The sequence below is a fragment of the Rathayibacter sp. AY1F3 genome (assembly GCF_002931975.1).
Lineage (GTDB): Bacteria > Actinomycetota > Actinomycetes > Actinomycetales > Microbacteriaceae > Rathayibacter.
On sequence record NZ_PSVF01000015.1, the window covers coordinates 66,821 to 83,989 of the forward strand.

The following is a 17,169-nucleotide window of genomic DNA, read 5'->3' on the forward strand; positions in this document are numbered from 1 at the left end:
GCGGGATGCGGAGCGGCCGGAGCGGATCCCTCCTCCGTGCCGGCCGGATCAGACGGTCGAGCCGTCGCTGACGTGCTCGAGGTCCTCGTCGAGGCGCCCGATCCGCGGCGCGCGCCGCTCGAGCACGGCCATCGCGACGAATCCGAGCCCGCAGCCGAGGAACCAGCTGTAGTCGCCGAGCCAGGTGAACTCCGCGCCTCCCGCCTCCGCGATCCAGCGCGGCACGAGCACCGAGGCGACGGAGGGGACTCCGCCGATCACGGTCGCCCAGACGGCGTTGGGGTTGAAGCCGCGCGAGAACCAGTAGCGGCCCTTCTCGCTCATCGTGTAGAGGTCGTCCACCCAGACGCGCTGGCAGCTGATCAGGTAGTAGCCCGCGATGAGGACGCCGAACAGCGGTCCGATCAGCGCGCCGAGGATGCCGAGCGTGTAGTGGATGGCGGTGTCGTTCGAGTACCAGTTCCACGGGGTGAGCAGCACCGAGCCGACGGCGGCGATCATGCCGCCCATCCGCCAGCTGATCTTCTTCGGGTTGACGTTCGAGAAGTCGAACGCGGGGGAGATGAAGTTGGCGACGATGTTGATGCCGATCGTCGCGATGACGAAGGTGAGCCCGCCGAGGAGCACGGCGAACCAGGTGTCGATCCGCTCGACGGTCTCGATCGGGTCGGTGATCAGCTCGCCGAAGACCGGCACGGTCGCCGAGGCGGTGATCACGGTGAGGAGGGAGAAGAAGAGGAAGTTGATCGGGAGGCCGAGCAGGTTGCCGCGCTTCACGGCGCCGTAGCTGCGGGCGTACCGGGAGAAGTCGCCGAAGTTGAGCATCGGGCCCGAGAAGTAGGAGACGACCAGGGCGACGGCCGAGATCATCACCGGCACCGCGGCGGCGAGGTCGAGCGGCTCGCCGGAGCCGAGGGTGAGCGAGATGTTCTCCCAGCCCGCCTGCGACACCAGGTAGACGGCCAGCACGAGCATCACCACATAGACCGCCGGTCCCGCCCAGTCGATGAAGCGTCGGATCGACTCCATGCCCCGCCAGAACAGCGCGGCCTGCGCGACCCAGAGGATCGCGTAGGAGAGGTAGCCCAGGGCCGAGAGGCCGAGGAACGACGCCTCGGGCGTGTTCAGGGCGGCCATGCCCGGGAAGAACTTGAGGAAGACGATGTTCAGCGACTGCGCCGCCAGGTAGGTCTGCACGCCGTACCAGGCGATCGCGATCAGTCCGCGGATGATCGCCGGGATGTTCGCGCCGCGGATGCCGAAGATCGCCCGGTTGATGACGGGGTAGGGCACGCCGGTGACCTGGCTGGGCTTGGCGACGAGGTTGCAGAAGACCTGCACGATCACGATGCCCACCACCAGGGCGACGAGCACCTGCCAGCCGGCCAGGCCCAGCGCGAAGAGCGAGCCCGCGGTCACGTACCCGCCGACGCTGTGCACGTCCGACATCCAGAACGCGAAGATGTTGTAGCTCGACCAGCGCTGCTTCCGGAGCGGGGCGAGGTCCTCGTTGGAGAGGCGGTCGTCGTAGCCGGCGCTCGCCGCGGCGGCGGGATCCGGATCGACGGGGGGAGCGGTGACTCGGGGTGCGGTGACGCGGTCGGACATGGGTGGATCCACCTCTCGGGCGGTCGTGCGCAGAGCGGCACGGAGCGGATGTGTCAGGGTGGTCGGGACGTCCGGCCGAGGAGGCGGGGTGTCGCGGAGAGCGTTCCGAGTGAAGTGATCACTTCACGCGGGCCACGCTACGAGTCGGGAGGCCGCCGCTCGTTTCGGCTCCGTTACGGCTGTGTGACGATCCGCGAGAGGGGACGGGCCATGCCCTCCGACGACACCGCGCCCGACGAGGCGGTCGCCCGGGCGATCGCGGACGGGGCCGGACTCGGCGCCCGGCTGCGGGAGCTGCGGCTCTCGGCGGGCCTGTCGCTGAAGGCACTCGCCGGGCGACTCGGCATCTCCGTGAGCGCCGTCTCGCAGATCGAGCGCGGAGCCATGCAGCCCTCGGTCGGCCGGCTGATCGCCCTCGTGGACGCGCTGGGGGTCCCGCTGTCCGCCGTGTTCGACCAGGGCGCGTCGGCGCCGGTCGAGACCGCGGTCGTCCGGGCGCGCGAGTCGGCGCCCGTGGCGCTCGAGGGCGGAGTGCTGTTCCGCCGTCTGGCGCCGCGTCCGCTGGACGCCGTCGACTTCTTCGAATCGACCTACCCGCCGGGCTCGACCTCGACGGCGCACCGGCAGCTGCTCCGCCACGACGGGTTCGAGATGGGGACGGTGACGCTCGGAGAGCTGACGGTCGAGTTCGAGGACGAGTCGGTCGTCCTCGGGCCGGGCGACGCCATCACGTTCCCGTGCGAGCGGCCGCACCGCATGGTCAACACGGGCTCGACCACGGCGATCGCGACCTGGCTGATCGTCCACCGCTGACACCGCGCCGGTGCTTCGTGCCGGACCCCTGGCGGCACCACCTGCGTATGGGACCCTGGTCCTCGCTCCTCCACAACGGGCGGACGACCGTCTCCTGTCCGCACCCCGGTCGGGATCGGGGCGCGGCGGGCCCTCGGTGTCGGTACCGCCTGGTGGGCTGGTCTCCTCGACCGAGGGGTGCGGAACGTGGAGGAGCGGATGGACGGCAGGAACGACGAGGGGTGCCCGCGCTGGTGCGCGGGCGAGCACGACGAGCTGGTCGCGGCGGGGGAGCGGCTGCACCGCTCCGCGGCGAGCTCGCTCCCGGTGGTGCTCTGGGCGGGCCGAGACGGGGCCGCGGGCGCGACGGTGCACGTCTCCCTGTGCCGCCCGGGTGAGTCGGGGGAGGACAGGCTCCGCCTGGAGGCCGACGGGCTCGGCGAGGTCGACCTCGATCTCAGCTCGGGGTCGCGGCTGGCCGGCGCGGTGCTCCGGCTACTCGGCGCCGCGTGAGGTGCGCGGCGGGTCGGGCGGCAGGAGGTCCGTCAGCTCGATCTCGAGCGCCTCGCAGAGCGCGAGGAGGGTGTGCAGCGTGGGGTTCGCGGGCGAGCCGGGCTTCGACTCGCCCTTCTCGAACTTCTGGTAGGTGTAGCCCGCGAGCCCGGCCGCGTGGGCGATCCGCTCCTGGCTGGCGCCCTTGGCGATGCGGGCCCGGTGCATGTTGGTGCCGAGCTCGCGGGCGTAGGTCGCCCAGTCGCGCTCGGGAGTGGGTGTCGACATGCCCGCCAGCTTCGGAGAAGTTCGGCCGCGGGTCAGCCATACATGGATGGGAAATTCCCGGTGGTCATACCCGGGTGACCACAGGCGGCGCCTCCGGAGCCCCGAGGGCCCTGCGACGGCAGCGCCTAGTATGGCCGGGTGCCAGTGAACCCCGAACTCGTCGGGCGCGTCTTCGCGCCCACGGAGCCCTATCAGGTGGGGCGCGAGAAGGTGCGCGAGTTCGCCCGCGCCGTCTCCGCGACCTCCCCCCTGCACCACGACGTCGAGGCCGCCCGCGCCGCCGGGCACCCCGACCTCGTCGCTCCGCCCACCTTCGCCGTCGTCGTGCAGGAGTTCACGCTCCAGCAGCTGCTCGCCGAGCCCGACGGCGGGATCGACTTCAGCCGCGTCGTGCACGGAGACCAGCGCTTCGTGCTGTCCCGTCCGGTCGTGGCCGGCGACGAGCTGACCGCGACCCTCTCGGTCGCCGCCATCAAGAAGCTCGGCGCCCACTCGATGGTCACCACCGAGTCCCGCATGGTCGACGCGAGCGGCGAGCACGTCGTCACCGCGATCTCGACCCTCGTGGTCAGGGGAGACGAATGAGCACCGCACTGCCCGCTCTCGCCGAGCTGAGCGTCGGCCAGGTCGTCGCCGAGAGCCGCTTCCCGATCGACCGCGGCACCCTGGTGCGCTACGCGGGCGCCTCGGGCGATTTCAACCCGATCCACTACCGCGACGACGTCGCCGCCGAGGTCGGCCTGCCCGGCGTGCTCGCGCACGGCATGCTCACGATGGGCACCGCGGTGCAGGTCGTCGTCGACTGGGTCGGCGACCCCGGACGCGTGGTCGACTACCAGGTGCGCTTCACCCGCCCCGTCGTGGTGGACCCGCGCGACGGCGCCGCGATCGACGTGGTCGCCAGGATCGGTGCTGTGAACGCCGAGGAGGGCTGGGTCCGCGTCGACCTCGCCGTCTCGGTCGAGGGCAAGTCCGTCCTCGGCAAGGCCCAGGCACGGGTCCGACTCGCGTGACCTCCGCGCCGCTGCTCTCCGCCCTGACCACCCTCCGCGTCGGCGGACCCGCCGAGCGCCTCGTCGAGCCCGCCACCGAGGCGGAGCTGGTCGAGACGCTCGTCGGCCTGTGGTCGGACGACGAGCCGTGGCTGCTGCTCGGCGGCGGCTCCAACCTCCTCGTGGGGGACGACGGGGTCGAGGGCACGGTCGTGCGCGTGCGCACCACCGGCGTCGAGCGGCTCCCCTCCGACGAGCCGGGGCGCGTGCTCCTGCGGGTGCAGGCGGGCGAGTCGTGGGACGGCCTCGTCGCGACGACCGTGGAGCGCGGCTGGGCGGGCCTCGAGGCCCTCAGCGGCATCCCCGGCACGGTCGGTGCGTCGCCGGTGCAGAACATCGGCGCCTACGGCCAGGAGCTCTCGGACACGCTGGTCGCGGTCGACTTCCTCGACGAGGGCGCCCGCGAGCCCGTCCGGCTGACGGCGGAGGAGCTGCAGTTCGCCTACCGCACCTCCGTGATCAAGCAGGGCCGCCGGGGCGCGGTGCTGGCCGTCGAGTTCGCGCTCGAGGAGGTCGGCGCCGAGGGCGACGGCACTCCCGTCGCCTACGGTCAGCTGGCGTCGGCGCTCGGAGTCGCGCTCGGCGACCGCGTGCCGCTCGCGCGGGTGCGCGAGACCGTGCTGGCGCTGCGTGCGGGCAAGGGCATGGTCCTCGATCCGGAGGACCCGGACACCGCGAGCGCCGGCTCCTTCTTCACCAACCCCCTCGTCACGAGCGCGTTCGCCGACTCCCTGCCGCCCGAGGCGCCGCGCTGGCCGGTCGAGCCGACGGCGGAGGCGCCCGTCATCACTCCGCTCGCCGCGGTCGAGGCCGGAGCGCCCGTCGGGCTGCCCGTGCCTCCCCGCGCCGACGGCCTGGTGAAGCTCAGCGCCGCGTGGCTGATCGAGCACGCCGGCGTCTCGCGCGGTTTCGCCCTGCCCGGCTCGCGGGCCGCCGTGTCGAGCAAGCACACCCTCGCCCTGACCAACCGCGGAGGAGCGACGGCCGAGCAGGTCGCCGAGCTCGCCCGGTACGTCCAGGGCCGCGTCCTGGCGGAGTTCGGCGTGCTGCTGCACCCCGAGCCCGTCGTGGTCGGCACCGCGGTCTGAGTCCGCGCGGTCTGCGCCGGCAGGCGCCGCGCTCCCGGGGACGCGCGCCCTCCGGCCGCGGCCTCCTCCGGCTCAGCTGTCGCGGCGGATCCAGCGGAAGCCGAAGCGGCAGGCGACGAGCCCCACGACGAGCCAGATCCCGAGCACCAGCGCGACGCCGCCGAGGTCCCACGACCCGTTCACCTCCGCCTCCTCGAACCCGCTCGGCAGGAACACGGCGCGCATGCCCTGCGCGATCCACTTGAGCGGGAAGACGCTCGCCGTGTTCTGCAGCCAGTCCGGCAGCGTCGTGAACGACAGGTACGACCCCGAGATGAACTGCAGCACGAGCAGCGGCGGCACGATCACGGCGGTCGCGCTCTTGCCCGAGCGGGGCAGCGCGGAGACGGCGATGCCGAGGATGGCCGACGTCGCGACTCCTGCCAGGTAGACCCAGGCGAAGGTCGCCCAGCGTCCGCTGTCGGTGGGCAGCTCGACCGAGAACACCGTCGCCGCGACGAGGAGCAGCAGGGCCGTCTGCGCGAGGCTCGTCACGAGCACCTGGCCGAACTTGCCGATGAAGTAGCTGAAGACCGGCAGCGGTGCTCCCGCGAGGCGCTTGAGCGTGCCGTCGCCGCGCTCGACCGCGATGTCGACGCCCAGGTTCTGGACGCCCGAGAGCAGGATCCCGGCCGCGGCCAGGCCCGGCACGTAGTACTCCGCCATCGGGATGCCCGGGTCCTGCGGGTTCGCCTGCATCACCGCGGTGTCGCCGAACGCGACCGAGAAGATCGTCAGGAGCAGCACCGGGAAGAGGAAGGTGAAGAACACCTGGTCCGGAGCGCGGAAGTACGAGCGGATCTCGTAGCGGGCCCGGGCGAGTCCGAGGCGGACGGTGCGTCCCGGGCCGGTGGAGAGAGTGCGGGGGCGGGTGGCGACGGCGGTCACGCGGGCTCTCCGATCAGGTCGACCGCGTCGCGGTCCTCGCGGATGAGGTCGAGGTAGATGTCCTCGAGGCTGGGGCGGACGACCTCGAGGGCCGTCGGCTCACCGATCCGGGAGTGCAGCTCGGCGACGGTCCGGGCGGGCTCGGTGGTGCGCAGCCGGTGCAGCACGCCGTCCTCGCGCCACTGCACGATCGGGACGCGCGCCTCGTCCCCTCCGATCGCGCTCATCGGGCCGATGGCCAGGAGCCGCCCGCCGGAGATCACGGCGGCGCGGTCGCCGAGGCGGGCGGCCTCGTCGAGGTAGTGGGTGGTGAGCAGGATGGTCGTGCCCTCGCTCTTGAGCAGAGCGATCAGGTCCCAGAAGGAGTGGCGGGCCTCGGGGTCGAATCCCGTGGTGGGCTCGTCGAGGAACACCAGCTCGGGACGGCCGATGATGCCGAGGGCGACGTCGACGCGGCGGCGCTGGCCGCCCGAGAGGCGCCCGATGCGCGAGCGGGCCTTGGACGTCAGCCCGACGGCCTCGATGGTCTCGTCGACGTCGCGCGGTCGCGGATAGAGGCTGGCGAAGTGCGCGATCTGCTCGCGGACCGTCGCGTTGCCGGACTCGCCGCTGGACTGCAGGACGATCCCCAGACGCGCCTTCCACGCCAGGTCGCCGTGGCGCGGGTCGACCCCGAGCACCGACACCTCGCCGCCGGAGCGGTCGCGGTAGCCCTCGAGGATCTCGATGGTCGTCGACTTCCCGGCGCCGTTGGGGCCGAGGAGCGCGAAGGTCTCGCCCCGGTGGATGTCGAAGGAGACTCCCGCGACCGCCGGAGCGCCCCCGTAGTCCTTCCGCAGGTCGCGGACTCGGACGGCGTGGTCTTCGCTCATCGTCACAGCGTGCCCTGTCGCACCCCTCCGGCGACAGTGATCCCCGATTTCCGCCTCCCTCTTGCCCTCCCCGCCCCGAGATGCCACGCACCCCTCGCCTGTCGGACAGGCCCGTCGCAGTACCCGCCGTCACCGTGCGGCACGGTCGAGCGGCGATCGGCGATCCGCGTGTCACGGATCGTCGTCCGCGCTGCGCACCCCGCTCTCTGCGACGCACCCCCGTCGTCGAGCCGCCGCTGCCGATCGACGGCGCAGGAGGAGGAGGGCTAGACGGTGCCGAAGAGCCGCTGCAAGCGGCGCACGCCCTCGAGGAGCGCGTCGTCGCCGAGGGCGTAGGACAGGCGGAGGTAGCCGCTCGGTCCGAAGGCCTCGCCGGGGACGGTGGCGACCTCGGCCTGCTCGAGGATGAGGTCGGCGAGCTCGAGGGAGGTCGTCGGGGTGGTGCCGTTCCACTCTCGGTTCAGCAGCCCGTTCACGTCGGGGTAGACGTAGAACGCGCCGCCGGGGGTCGGGCACTCGATCCCGTCGATCGCGTTCAGCTCGGCGACGATGGTGCGGCGGCGGCGGTCGAAGGCCAGGCGCATCTCCTCGGCCGGCTCCTGCGGGCCGGTGAGGGCGGCGATCGCGGCGCGCTGCGAGATGTTCGAGACGTTGCTCGAGAGGTGCGACTGCAGGTTCGAGGCGCCCTTGATCGCGTCGGCCGGGCCGACCATCCATCCGACGCGCCAGCCGGTCATCGCGTAGGTCTTCGCGACGCCGTTGACGAGGATCGTCCGGTCGCGCAGGGCCGGCACCGCCTCGACGATCGAGGTCGCGTGCTCGAGCGGGCTCGCGTCGTCCTGGTCGCCGGTGGAGTAGACGAGGTTCTGGTAGATCTCGTCGGCGATGATCCAGAGGCCGTGCTCCTCGGCCCACTCGCCGATCTCGCGGGTCTGCTCGGCCGAGTAGACGGCGCCGGTGGGGTTGGAGGGGGAGACGAACAGGAGCACCTTGGTGCGCTCGGTGCGCGCTGCCTCCAGCTGCTCGACCGTGACCAGGTAGCCCTGGTCGGCGCCCGCGAACACGTCCACCTGCACGCCGCCGGCGAGCTTGATCGCCTCGGGGTAGGTGGTCCAGTACGGGGTCGGCACCAGCACCTCGTCGCCGTCGTCGAGGAGGGTCTGGAAGGCCTGGTAGACGGCCTGCTTGCCGCCGTTGGTGACCACGACCTGCGAGGGGTCGACGGCCCATCCGGAGTCGCGCGCCGTCTTCTCCGCGATGGCCGCGCGAAGGTCGGGGAGGCCCGCCGCGGGGGTGTAGCGGTAGTTCCCCGGGTCGAGCACGGCGGCCGAGGCGGCCTCGACGATGTGCTCGGGAGTGAGGAAGTCGGGCTCGCCGGCGGCGTAGGACACGACCGGTCGGCCCTGGGCCTGGAGGGCCTTCGCCTTGGCGTCGACCTTCAGAGTGGCGGACTCGGCGATGGCGGCGATGCGGGCGGAGATGCGCGTGGTGGAGGACACGACGGCCAGCGTATCCTGCGCGCGCACGGGGCTCCGAGGCCCCCCGCCGCTCGGCTGGACACGCCCTGCGGGTCCACGTACACTCGTCCGAGGTAGTCGATCTCTGCCCTCATCCACAGCGCCCGCGAGGGTCGCGGCGGTGGGGCGGCGGGTCGGTCTCCTCCTCGGATGCTCGCAACGGCATCCATAGGGCGGTGGCTCAATTGGTAGAGCAGCGGTCTCCAAAACCGCAGGTTGCAGGTTCGAGCCCTGTCCGCCCTGCACATCGATGCCCGTCGCACGCGGTCCCCGCGACGCTGCGGTCATCGGTCCAGGGCCGCCCATGACGGGCGGTCGGCCACACCGGAGGTTCCGGTGCGGGAAAGGTGCGTGCAGGTGGCCGGGAAAGCAGTCGACGAGCCGAGCGAGGACGTCGTCGCGATCGCCAATCAGCAGCGAGCCGCGCGGCGCAACCCGTTCGCGCGCATCGCCCTCTTCATCCGGCAGGTCATCGCCGAGCTGAAGAAGGTCGTGACGCCCACCCGCAAGGAGCTGGGCAACTACGTCGTGGTCGTGCTGATCTTCGTCGTCATCATGATGGCGCTGGTGTCCTTCCTCGACTGGGTCTTCGCCCTGGCCGTGACGTACGTGTTCGGCACACCCGCCGCCTGACCCGAGAGCATCCGGGCCGCGCGAGCGGAGGGTGCCGGCGACAGCGGGACGCGCCCCGAGGGGCGCGACCGATCGATCGAGAGAGAGTTGTGACGAGTGTCTGACAGAAACCGCGACGACGTCGACTGGGCGACGGCTGCCGAGCAGTCGTCGGAGGTCGAGGAGGAGCAGGAGGGCGACGTCCAGTCGCAGGCTGAGGACGCCGTCGAGCCCGCCGAGCAGGGTGCGCTGAGCATCATCGACGAGAACGAGTCCGAGGACGACCTCGCCTCCGACCTCGAGGCAGCGCTGGACGCCATCGGCTCCGTCGACGACCCCGAGGCCGACTCCGCGGTCGACGAGGCCGCGCACATCGACACCGTCGAGGAGGCCGAAGCGGCCCTCGAGGCCGTCGAGGACGAGGCCGAGGTCGCCGCCGAGGACGCCGAGTCCGCCGGTGAGGACCTCGCCGACATCGACCCCTACGAGGCCTTCCGCACCGAGCTGCGCGGCAAGCCGGGCAAGTGGTACGTCATCCACTCCTACGCCGGCTTCGAGAAGCGCGTGAAGTCGAACATCGAGAACCGCAAGGTCTCGCTCGAGGCCGAGGACTACATCTTCGAGGTCCAGGTCCCGATGGAGGACGTGGTCGAGATCAAGAACGGCCAGCGCAAGATGGTCACCCGCGTGCGCATCCCCGGCTACGTGCTGGTGCGCATGGACCTCAACGAGGACTCGTGGTCGGTCGTCCGCCACACGCCGGGCGTCACCGGCTTCGTGGGCAACGCCCACAACCCGACCCCGCTGCGCTTCGAGGAGGCCTTCACGATGCTGAAGAGCCTCGTCGAGATCAAGGACGTCGCCCCCTCGAAGACCTCCGGTGCCAAGGGCCAGAAGCAGGCCCAGCGCGTGCTGCCCGCCGAGGTCGACTTCGAGATCGGCGAGACCATCACCATCAAGGAGGGCTCGTTCGCGGGTCTTCCCGGCTCGATCAGCGAGATCAAGCCCGAGAGCGGCAAGCTCACCGTGCTCGTCTCGCTCTTCGAGCGCGAGACCCCGGTCGAGCTGTCGTTCGACCAGGTCACCAAGCTCTGACGCGTCGCCTCCGCACCGCGTGAACGCCCCCTCCGCACGTCGGAGGGGGCGTTCGCCGTTCGGGGCGGCGCCCCCTCCGGCACCGCCCCGCGCGCCCCCGGGCGTCGGCCCCTCCTCCGCCCTGTCGGGGGTGGCCCCGCTCGTGTAAGCTCGTACGGGTTTTCGTGTCGGCGCCCGCCTCTGTGCGCGCCGGACGACCCTCCTCCACCGCGATCCGGCACCGTCGGATGCGCGGGAGAGCGGCCGGGAGCCCCCGACCGCTCGAACCCTGAGAAAAGGAATCAGAATGGCCCCCAAGAAGAAGGTCACCGGCCTGATCAAGCTCCAGATCAAGGCCGGCGCGGCCAACCCCGCGCCCCCGATCGGTCCGGCGCTCGGTCAGCACGGCGTCAACATCATGGAGTTCTGCAAGGCGTACAACGCGCAGACCGAGTCGCAGCGCGGCAACGTCATCCCCGTCGAGATCACCGTCTACGAGGACCGCTCGTTCACCTTCGTGCTGAAGACCCCGCCCGCGGCGGAGCTCATCAAGAAGGCCGCCGGCGTCGCCAAGGGCTCCTCGACCCCGCACACCGTGAAGGTCGCGAAGCTCACCCAGGCGCAGGTCCGCGAGATCGCCGAGGCGAAGCAGGTCGACCTGAACGCCAACGACATCGACGCCGCCGCGAAGATCATCGCCGGCACCGCCCGCTCGATGGGCATCACGGTCGAGTAGCGCGACGCGCTGCTCGACGGCGGGAGCGACGCGCCCACCGGCGCGGACCCACCGCGGAAGCCTCGAGAACCCGACGGCGGCCCCTCAGCGGGGTCGCGCGCCCGGTCCGGAAACGCCTCCGCAGGACCTCTCCGCCTCCCGCGAGCAGCACGCACGGCCGCGATCGCGGCACCACCAGAACTCCATCACCCCCGTGGGAGAGCCCGCCAGGCTCTAGAACCACATTCTCGTTTCAAGGAGAAACAACATGGCACAGAAGTCGAAGGCCTACCGGGCCGCCGCGGCCAAGCTCGAAGAGGGCAAGTTCTACACGGCCGACGAGGCCGTCGCGCTCGCCCGCGAGACCGGTTCCGCCAAGTTCAACAGCACCGTCGAGGTCGCCCTCAAGCTCGGTGTCGACCCCCGCAAGGCCGACCAGATGGTCCGCGGCACGGTCATCCTGCCCCACGGCACGGGCAAGACCGCCCGCGTCATCGTGTTCGCGACCGGTCCGGCCGCCGAGGCCGCGCTGGCCGCCGGTGCCGACGAGGTCGGCGGCGCCGAGCTCATCGAGAAGGTCGCGGGCGGGTACACCTCGTTCGACTCCGCCGTCTCGACCCCGGAGCTCATGGGCCAGGTCGGCCGTCTCGGAAAGGTGCTCGGCCCCCGCGGCCTCATGCCCAACCCGAAGACCGGCACCGTGACCCCGGACGTGGCGAAGGCCGTGACCGAGATCAAGGGCGGAAAGATCGAGTTCCGCGTCGACAAGCACGCCAACGTGCACCTCGTCGTGGGCAAGGCCGCGTTCACCGAGGAGCAGCTCCAGGAGAACTTCAAGACCGCGCTCGACGAGATCCTCCGCCTCAAGCCGTCCTCCTCGAAGGGCCGCTACATCCAGAAGGCCGCCGTCTCGACGACCTTCGGCCCCGGCATCCCGCTGGACGTCAACGTCCTGGCCTGAGCCGGGCACGAACTGACGTGAGGAGGGGGTCCGCTTCGGCGGGCCCCCTCCTTCGTCGTCCCGGCATACTGGACCGGTGATCCGCCGCTCCGCTCCGTCGCGCCTCCCGTGACCGTCCGCCGCGCGTCTGCCGCCGACGCCGAGGCCGTTGCCGAGCTGGCCGCCGCGACCTTCCCGCTGGCCTGCCCGCCGCACACCACCGCGGAGGCGAAGGCCGAGTTCGTGCGCACCGTGCTCTCGGTCGAGCGCTTCCGCGACCACCTCGCCGATCCGCTCCGCTCGCTCCTGGTCGACGACGACTCCGGCGCGCTGACCGGCTACGCGATGCTCGTGCGCGGAGAGCCCGCCGACGCCGACGTCGTCGCGGCGATCCGGCTGCGTCCGACCGTCGAGCTCAGCAAGTTCTACCTCCTGCCCGGCCGGCACGGCTCCGGAGCGGCGGCCGCGCTGATGGCCGCGACCCTCGAGGAGGCGCTGGATCACGGTGCCGCGGGCGTCTGGCTCGGCGTGAACGAGGAGAACGCGCGTGCTCAGCGGTTCTACTCCAAGCACGGCTTCGCGGTCGTCGGCCGCAAGCGCTTCCTCGTCGGCGACCGCTGGGAGGACGACTTCGTCCTCGAGCGCTCTCTCGCCTGACCCTCCCCGCGAGACGCCACCCGGGTACGCGACCCGCTCCGCGTGGCGTATCCGAGTGGCCTCTCGCCGAGGTCAGCCCTCGGAGACGGTGAGGACGATCTTGCCGCGGGTGTGGCCCGTCTCGAGCTGCTCGTGCGCCTCGCAGGCGCGGGCGAGGGGGAAGATGCCGTCGATGAAGACGCGGACGTCGCCCGACTCGAGCAGGCGCGAGACCACGCCGAGGGTCGCCCCGTCGGGAGCGACGCGGTAGGTGGAGGCGCGGACGCCCGCAGCGGCCGCCTCCTCGAAGAACCCGGGCCAGCTCCCGGTGGGCGCGTTCACGATCAGGCCCCCGGGGCGGAGGACCCTCAGCGAGCGCGAGCCCGTGTCGTCGTGGACGTTGCCGACCAGATCGATGACCACGTCGACGCCGGACAGCAGCTCGTCGAAGCGCTCGGCGGTGTGGTCGATCACCTGCGCGGCGCCGAGCTCGTGCAGCCACTGCAGGTTGCGGGTCGAGCCGGTCGCGATCACCGAGGCGCCGAAGTAGGCGGCGAACTGCACCGCGAAGTGGCCGACTCCGCCCGACCCGGCGTGGATGAGGATCCGCTGACCCTCGTGCGCCTTGGCGAGCTCGACGACCATGCCCCAGGCGGTGAGCGCCGCGAGCGGGACGCCGGCCGCTTCGACGTGGGAGAGCGTCGACGGCTTCCGCGCGATGGAGACGCTCGGCACGCTGACGTACTCCGCGTAGGAGCCCGAGTAGCGCGGCACCATGACGAAGCCGTAGACCTCGTCGCCCGGCCGTAGCGGATGCGCCGGGTAGGGGCTCGAGACGACGACGCCCGAGAAGTCGTGGCCGAGGACCGCCGGGTAGGAGGCGATCTGCGAGGCGACCCCCTGGCCCGCGCGCGTCTTCGCGTCGAGCGGGTTCACGCCGGCCGCGACCACCTTCACGGTGAACTCGGCGTTGATGGCGGAGGGTGTCGGCACGGTCGCCAGGTGCAGGGCGGAGGCGTCGCCCGGCGCGTCGATCACCGCCGCCGTCATCGTGTCGGGGAGGACGACCTCCTCCGGGATCTCGCCGATCGCGAGGCCGTGCCCGAGCGCGCTGGTGTGCATCGTCGCCTTTCCTGTCGCTGAGGCGTGCGGGTGGAGCGTGCCGAGGACGTCGCCCCCGATCCCCGCATCCGACGCCGCGACCAGTCAATCGAGGCAATGAGTCGGCGCTGTTACGGGGGTGTCACCCTCGGGAGAAGATTGGCGCGCGGAGCCGCGGGCGCCCGGTCTGGCACGATGAGGGGATGCGACGCCGACGTACCCTGCTGGTCGGCGGTGCACTCCTTGTCCTGGCCGGGCTCGTGGTCCTCCTGGCCGCCCGGATCAGCATCGGCACCAGCCGCTGGGTCTACGTCAGCGAGATGGGCGCGCCGGACCTGCCGACGGCGGGCGCCTTCGAGGCCGCTCTTCTGCTCGTGGCGGCCGGCGGCGCGCTGATCGCCGCGGGCGCCTGGCCGGTGCGCGCCCGCCTGCTCCCCGCCCTCCGCCCGGCGGGCGCGATCCTCCTGGCGGCCGCCTGCTTCGCGCTCGCCTCGCAGGTGACCTGCACGGCGGGCTGCCCGCTGCCGGTCGGGCCGGCCTTCCGCTGGCAGGACCTCATCCACACCTCGGCCGCCGTGCTCGGCTTCGGGGCCGCCTGCGCCGCGATGCTCCAGCTGGCGACCGTGCGGGGGCGCCCGGCGGTCGCGCGGCTCTCGCTCGCCGCCGGGATCTCGGTGGCGGTCGTCGCCGGGACGGGCGGGATCCTGTCCCTCCTGCGCGTGTGGCTGCGGCTCGGCGGGACGCTCGAGTTCGTGGCGACGGCGATCGCAGTGCTCTGGCTCGCGTTCGTCGGCCTGGTGCTCGCGCTCGAGGACCTCAGCGCTGAGCGAGCCAGCCGCGGACGTGCCCGCGGATCCGGTCCTGCTGAGCGGCGAAGCCCTCGTCCCGCGCCGGCACCCGCTCGCAGTCCGCATCCGGAAGAGCCCTAGCCCACGCCTCCGCGACCTCGACCGGATGCACGGGGTCGCGCTCGGCCGCGATCACCAGGGTGCGCGCGATGACCTCGCCCAGCTCTCCGGAGTCGCGGTAGGCGGCGTTCCGCGGGATCTGGGCGAGCCGGACGGCGCGCTCGGCCGCCCGCGGGGAGCGGAACTGCAGCGTCAGCGCCTCCGCCGACGCGGGTGACACCTCGGCGGCGCGCGCGAACAGGCCCGAGGCGCGGAACATCCGCTCGCCGCGCTTCGCTCCGTGGTCGTGCAGCAGCTGCGCGATGACGGGGAACACGGTGAGGTTCTCGGGCAGCGGCTCGGCGGTGAAGGCGGGACGCACGAAGACGGCGCGGTCGATCGGCAGCACGCGTCGGACGGCGAGGCGCAGGGCGATCGCCGCGCCCATCGAGATGCCGAGCACCGTGAGCGGCTTGTGCGCGGCTCCGGCGCGCACGACCTCCTCCGTCACCTCGTCGGCGAGCGCCTCGAGGGCGAAGTCGCCGGGCGCGCCGAGCAGCTCGGAGGCGCCGTGGGCGCGGACGTCCGGAGCGATGACCTCGCTGCCGGCGGGGAGGGCGGAGCGCAGCAGCCCCAGCGGCTGGGAGCGGTCGCCGCCCAGGCCGTGCAGGAGGAGGACCGTCACCGGGCGCGCGTCCGCTCGTGCAGCTCGGCCATCAGCATCCCCGCCAGGCGGACGAGGATGTGGATCTCGTCCTCGTCGCGGTCGACCCAGCGGGAGTTCGGCTCGCCCTCGATCGGCACGAAGTCGCGGTGCTGCTCCCAGACGACGAGCGTGCGCTCGGCGCCGAGGACGTACTGCTGCCAGAAGACCTGCCGCAGGTAGTGGCGCGGGATGCTCCGCCACGGCTTCGTCGTGGTCTTGATCTCGCAGAGCTCGAGCCGGCCGTCCTCGCGGAGGCCGATGCCGTCGGGCGTGGCGAGGTGGCGCCGCTCCTGGCTCGCGTGGAAGAGGGTGCTGCTGGGCTCGATCGCGTGCTCGCTCCGTACCCAGGCGGCGATCTCGGGCTCGCGGGCGCGGCCGTGGTCGGTGAAGGCGTTGCCGCCGAAGCCGGTGCCGTAGAGCTTGTCGAGCGCTGCCTTGCCGATCGCGGCGGGGGAGGAGAGGCGGGCGACGTCGGTCGCCGTGATTCCGCGCGAGCGGGCGCGGAGCCAGGCGACGCGGTCCGAGGAGTCGGCGACGACCCTCCGGAGGTGCGGGGGCTCGGCGTCCGTGAAGACGGGCTGCGTCTCCCAGGGGAAGGAGAGCTGCAGGTCGGGCACCGATTCATTCTCTGCCCCCTGCGGCGCCCGGTCGAATCGGCACGCCGACCCGCGGCGTCTCACCGGGGCGCGACGGCTCGCGCCGGCGGCTCAGGCGTCGAGGAAGGCGTCGACGTGCGCGGGGGAGAGGAGGTGGCGCCGGACCATCAGGGCGGCGCCGCGGACGCCTCCGCCCTGGGCCGCGGCCTGCACGATGTCGAGCGCGCGGGTCGCCAGGGGGAGGGAGCGGCGGTAGACGACCTCGCGGACCCCGGCGAGGACCTCGTGGCTGGCCTGGGCGATGCTGCCGCCGACGACGATGACGGACGGGTTCAGGAGGTTCACGCAGGTGGCGAGCACCTCGCCGATGTCGCGGCCGGCGGCGCGCGTGAGCTCGACGGTGGTGGGGTCCCCGCCGGTCAGCAGGGTGACGACGTCGGAGGTGCTGGCGGCGTCGATCCCGGACTCGGTCAGGCGGCGGGCGATCGCCGAGCCGCTCGCGATCGCCTCGAGGTCGGCCTCGCCGCGGTCGCCGGGGACCTGCACGTGGCCCAGGTCTCCCGCCGCTCCGAGGGCTCCGCGCTGCAGGGCCCCGCCGCTGACGATCCCGGCTCCGATGCCGGTGGAGACCTTCACGTAGAGGAGGTCGTCGACGTCGGCGTAGTGGTCGGCGTGCTCGCCGAGCGCCAGCAGGTTCACGTCGTTGTCGACGAGGACGGGCACGGGGAGGCGGCGGCCGACGAACTCCGGGATGTCGAAGCGGTCCCAGCCGGGCATGATCGGCGGCTTCACCGGGCGGCCCGTCGCGTGCTCGACGGGTCCGGGGACGCCGACGCCGACTCCCGCGAGCGGGCCGGCCGCCGGAGTCCGGCCGAGCAGGGCCGCGGCGACGTCGAGGGCGTGGCCGAGGACGGCGAGGGGGCCGTCGGCGATGGCGATGCTCTCGCGGCGGCGGGCGAGGACAGTGCCGTCGAGGTCGGTCAGGGCGACGACGGCGTGCGCGGCGCCCAGGTCGACGGCGAGGAGGCTGCGCGCCCGGGGGTCGAAGGCCACGCGGGCGGCGGGGCGGCCGCCGGAGGAGGGGGCGTCGTCCTGCCGGGCGACCAGGCCGGAGGCGGTGAGGACGTCGAGCTGGGCGGAGACGGCCGCGCGCGGCAGGCCCGTCTCGGCGACCACGTCGGCCCGCGTCCGGGGCGCCCCGTCGGCCAGCAGGAGCAGCAGCTCGCCGACCGCGCTGACGGTGATGCGGCGGCGCGGGGACATGGC

The 17,169-nt window shown here is 72.5% G+C and carries 20 protein-coding genes and 1 tRNA gene; 12 read left to right on the forward strand and 9 right to left on the reverse strand.

Features of this window, described 5'->3' with window-relative positions:
- Positions 1-48: 48 nt before the first annotated feature.
- On the reverse strand, positions 49-1,608 hold the full coding sequence (locus C5C39_RS10650) for an NCS1 family nucleobase:cation symporter-1 (protein WP_104353354.1): 1,560 nt from the start codon (positions 1,606-1,608) through the stop codon (positions 49-51).
- 210 nt (positions 1,609-1,818) lie between these two features.
- Between C5C39_RS10650 and C5C39_RS10655 the strand changes: the two genes are divergently transcribed.
- Positions 1,819-2,421, forward strand: coding sequence for a helix-turn-helix domain-containing protein (locus tag C5C39_RS10655; RefSeq protein ID WP_104353355.1), 603 nt, complete (start codon positions 1,819-1,821; stop codon positions 2,419-2,421).
- A 198-nt stretch (positions 2,422-2,619) separates the two neighbouring features.
- Positions 2,620-2,913: a DUF6907 domain-containing protein gene (locus C5C39_RS10660; protein ID WP_104254833.1), complete on the forward strand. Its 294-nt coding sequence runs from the start codon at positions 2,620-2,622 to the stop codon at positions 2,911-2,913.
- On the opposite strand, the gene C5C39_RS10665 is transcribed toward C5C39_RS10660, so the two are convergent.
- Entirely contained in the window at positions 2,896-3,180 is a 285-nt protein-coding gene (locus tag C5C39_RS10665; RefSeq protein WP_104223625.1) for a helix-turn-helix domain-containing protein, read from the reverse strand. The two genes, C5C39_RS10660 and C5C39_RS10665, sit on opposite strands and share 18 nt — an antisense overlap.
- A gap of 138 nt (positions 3,181-3,318) precedes the next feature.
- Between C5C39_RS10665 and C5C39_RS10670 the strand changes: the two genes are divergently transcribed.
- The 3 genes from C5C39_RS10670 to C5C39_RS10680 are packed head-to-tail and all read left to right on the forward strand — an operon-like array spanning position 3,319 to position 5,320.
- Entirely contained in the window at positions 3,319-3,765 is a 447-nt protein-coding gene (locus tag C5C39_RS10670; RefSeq protein ID WP_104227045.1) for a MaoC family dehydratase N-terminal domain-containing protein, read from the forward strand.
- Positions 3,762-4,193, forward strand: a complete 432-nt coding sequence (locus C5C39_RS10675) for a MaoC/PaaZ C-terminal domain-containing protein (protein ID WP_104353356.1) — start codon at positions 3,762-3,764, stop codon at positions 4,191-4,193. Before C5C39_RS10670 ends, C5C39_RS10675 begins: the two co-directional genes overlap by 4 nt.
- Positions 4,190-5,320 (forward strand): UDP-N-acetylmuramate dehydrogenase, encoded by a 1,131-nt coding sequence (locus C5C39_RS10680; protein WP_104223628.1) that lies wholly within the window; start codon positions 4,190-4,192, stop codon positions 5,318-5,320. The genes C5C39_RS10675 and C5C39_RS10680 overlap by 4 nt, the downstream gene beginning before the upstream one ends.
- A 72-nt stretch (positions 5,321-5,392) precedes the next feature.
- Here the strand turns inward: C5C39_RS10680 and C5C39_RS10685 are convergent, their stop codons facing one another.
- From C5C39_RS10685 to C5C39_RS10695, 3 genes are all read right to left on the reverse strand, one after another.
- Positions 5,393-6,247, reverse strand: a complete 855-nt coding sequence (locus C5C39_RS10685; RefSeq protein WP_104223629.1) for an ABC transporter permease — start codon at positions 6,245-6,247, stop codon at positions 5,393-5,395.
- A complete protein-coding gene (locus C5C39_RS10690; RefSeq protein WP_104254889.1) occupies positions 6,244-7,119 on the reverse strand; it encodes an ABC transporter ATP-binding protein in 876 nt (291 codons plus the stop codon). Before C5C39_RS10690 ends, C5C39_RS10685 begins: the two co-directional genes overlap by 4 nt.
- Before the next feature lie 266 nt (positions 7,120-7,385).
- Positions 7,386-8,627, reverse strand: a complete 1,242-nt coding sequence (locus tag C5C39_RS10695; protein ID WP_374953262.1) for a pyridoxal phosphate-dependent aminotransferase — start codon at positions 8,625-8,627, stop codon at positions 7,386-7,388.
- A gap of 179 nt (positions 8,628-8,806) precedes the next feature.
- On the opposite strand from C5C39_RS10695, the gene C5C39_RS10700 reads away from it, so the two are divergent.
- From C5C39_RS10700 to C5C39_RS10725, 6 genes are all read left to right on the forward strand, one after another.
- Positions 8,807-8,879, forward strand: a tRNA-Trp gene (locus C5C39_RS10700).
- A gap of 114 nt (positions 8,880-8,993) precedes the next feature.
- Positions 8,994-9,269: a preprotein translocase subunit SecE gene (secE, locus tag C5C39_RS10705; protein ID WP_068208793.1), complete on the forward strand. Its 276-nt coding sequence runs from the start codon at positions 8,994-8,996 to the stop codon at positions 9,267-9,269.
- A 96-nt stretch (positions 9,270-9,365) separates the two neighbouring features.
- Positions 9,366-10,343 (forward strand): transcription termination/antitermination protein NusG, encoded by a 978-nt coding sequence (gene nusG, locus C5C39_RS10710; protein WP_104223631.1) that lies wholly within the window; start codon positions 9,366-9,368, stop codon positions 10,341-10,343.
- A gap of 286 nt (positions 10,344-10,629) precedes the next feature.
- Positions 10,630-11,058, forward strand: a complete 429-nt coding sequence (rplK, locus tag C5C39_RS10715; RefSeq protein WP_104223632.1) for a 50S ribosomal protein L11 — start codon at positions 10,630-10,632, stop codon at positions 11,056-11,058.
- A 247-nt stretch (positions 11,059-11,305) separates the two neighbouring features.
- Positions 11,306-11,998, forward strand: a complete 693-nt coding sequence (rplA, locus tag C5C39_RS10720; protein WP_104223633.1) for a 50S ribosomal protein L1 — start codon at positions 11,306-11,308, stop codon at positions 11,996-11,998.
- Positions 11,999-12,106: 108 nt separating this feature from the next.
- Complete coding sequence (locus tag C5C39_RS10725; RefSeq protein ID WP_104353357.1) at positions 12,107-12,634, forward strand: GNAT family N-acetyltransferase; 528 nt, start codon at positions 12,107-12,109, stop codon at positions 12,632-12,634.
- Positions 12,635-12,706: 72 nt separating this feature from the next.
- Here the strand turns inward: C5C39_RS10725 and C5C39_RS10730 are convergent, their stop codons facing one another.
- On the reverse strand, positions 12,707-13,735 hold the full coding sequence (locus tag C5C39_RS10730; RefSeq protein ID WP_374952914.1) for an NADP-dependent oxidoreductase: 1,029 nt from the start codon (positions 13,733-13,735) through the stop codon (positions 12,707-12,709).
- Between the two features lie 182 nt (positions 13,736-13,917).
- On the opposite strand from C5C39_RS10730, the gene C5C39_RS10735 reads away from it, so the two are divergent.
- On the forward strand, positions 13,918-14,643 hold the full coding sequence (locus C5C39_RS10735) for a DUF998 domain-containing protein (RefSeq protein WP_104282412.1): 726 nt from the start codon (positions 13,918-13,920) through the stop codon (positions 14,641-14,643).
- Here the strand turns inward: C5C39_RS10735 and C5C39_RS10740 are convergent.
- From C5C39_RS10740 to C5C39_RS10750, 3 genes are all read right to left on the reverse strand, one after another.
- Positions 14,531-15,286: an alpha/beta fold hydrolase gene (locus C5C39_RS10740; RefSeq protein WP_160033780.1), complete on the reverse strand. Its 756-nt coding sequence runs from the start codon at positions 15,284-15,286 to the stop codon at positions 14,531-14,533. The two genes, C5C39_RS10735 and C5C39_RS10740, sit on opposite strands and share 113 nt — an antisense overlap.
- Entirely contained in the window at positions 15,283-15,915 is a 633-nt protein-coding gene (locus C5C39_RS10745) for a YqaJ viral recombinase family protein (RefSeq protein ID WP_104223661.1), read from the reverse strand. The genes C5C39_RS10740 and C5C39_RS10745 overlap by 4 nt, the downstream gene beginning before the upstream one ends.
- Before the next feature lie 99 nt (positions 15,916-16,014).
- A complete protein-coding gene (locus tag C5C39_RS10750; protein WP_104223637.1) occupies positions 16,015-17,166 on the reverse strand; it encodes an ROK family transcriptional regulator in 1,152 nt (383 codons plus the stop codon).
- Positions 17,167-17,169: the final 3 nt, after the last annotated feature.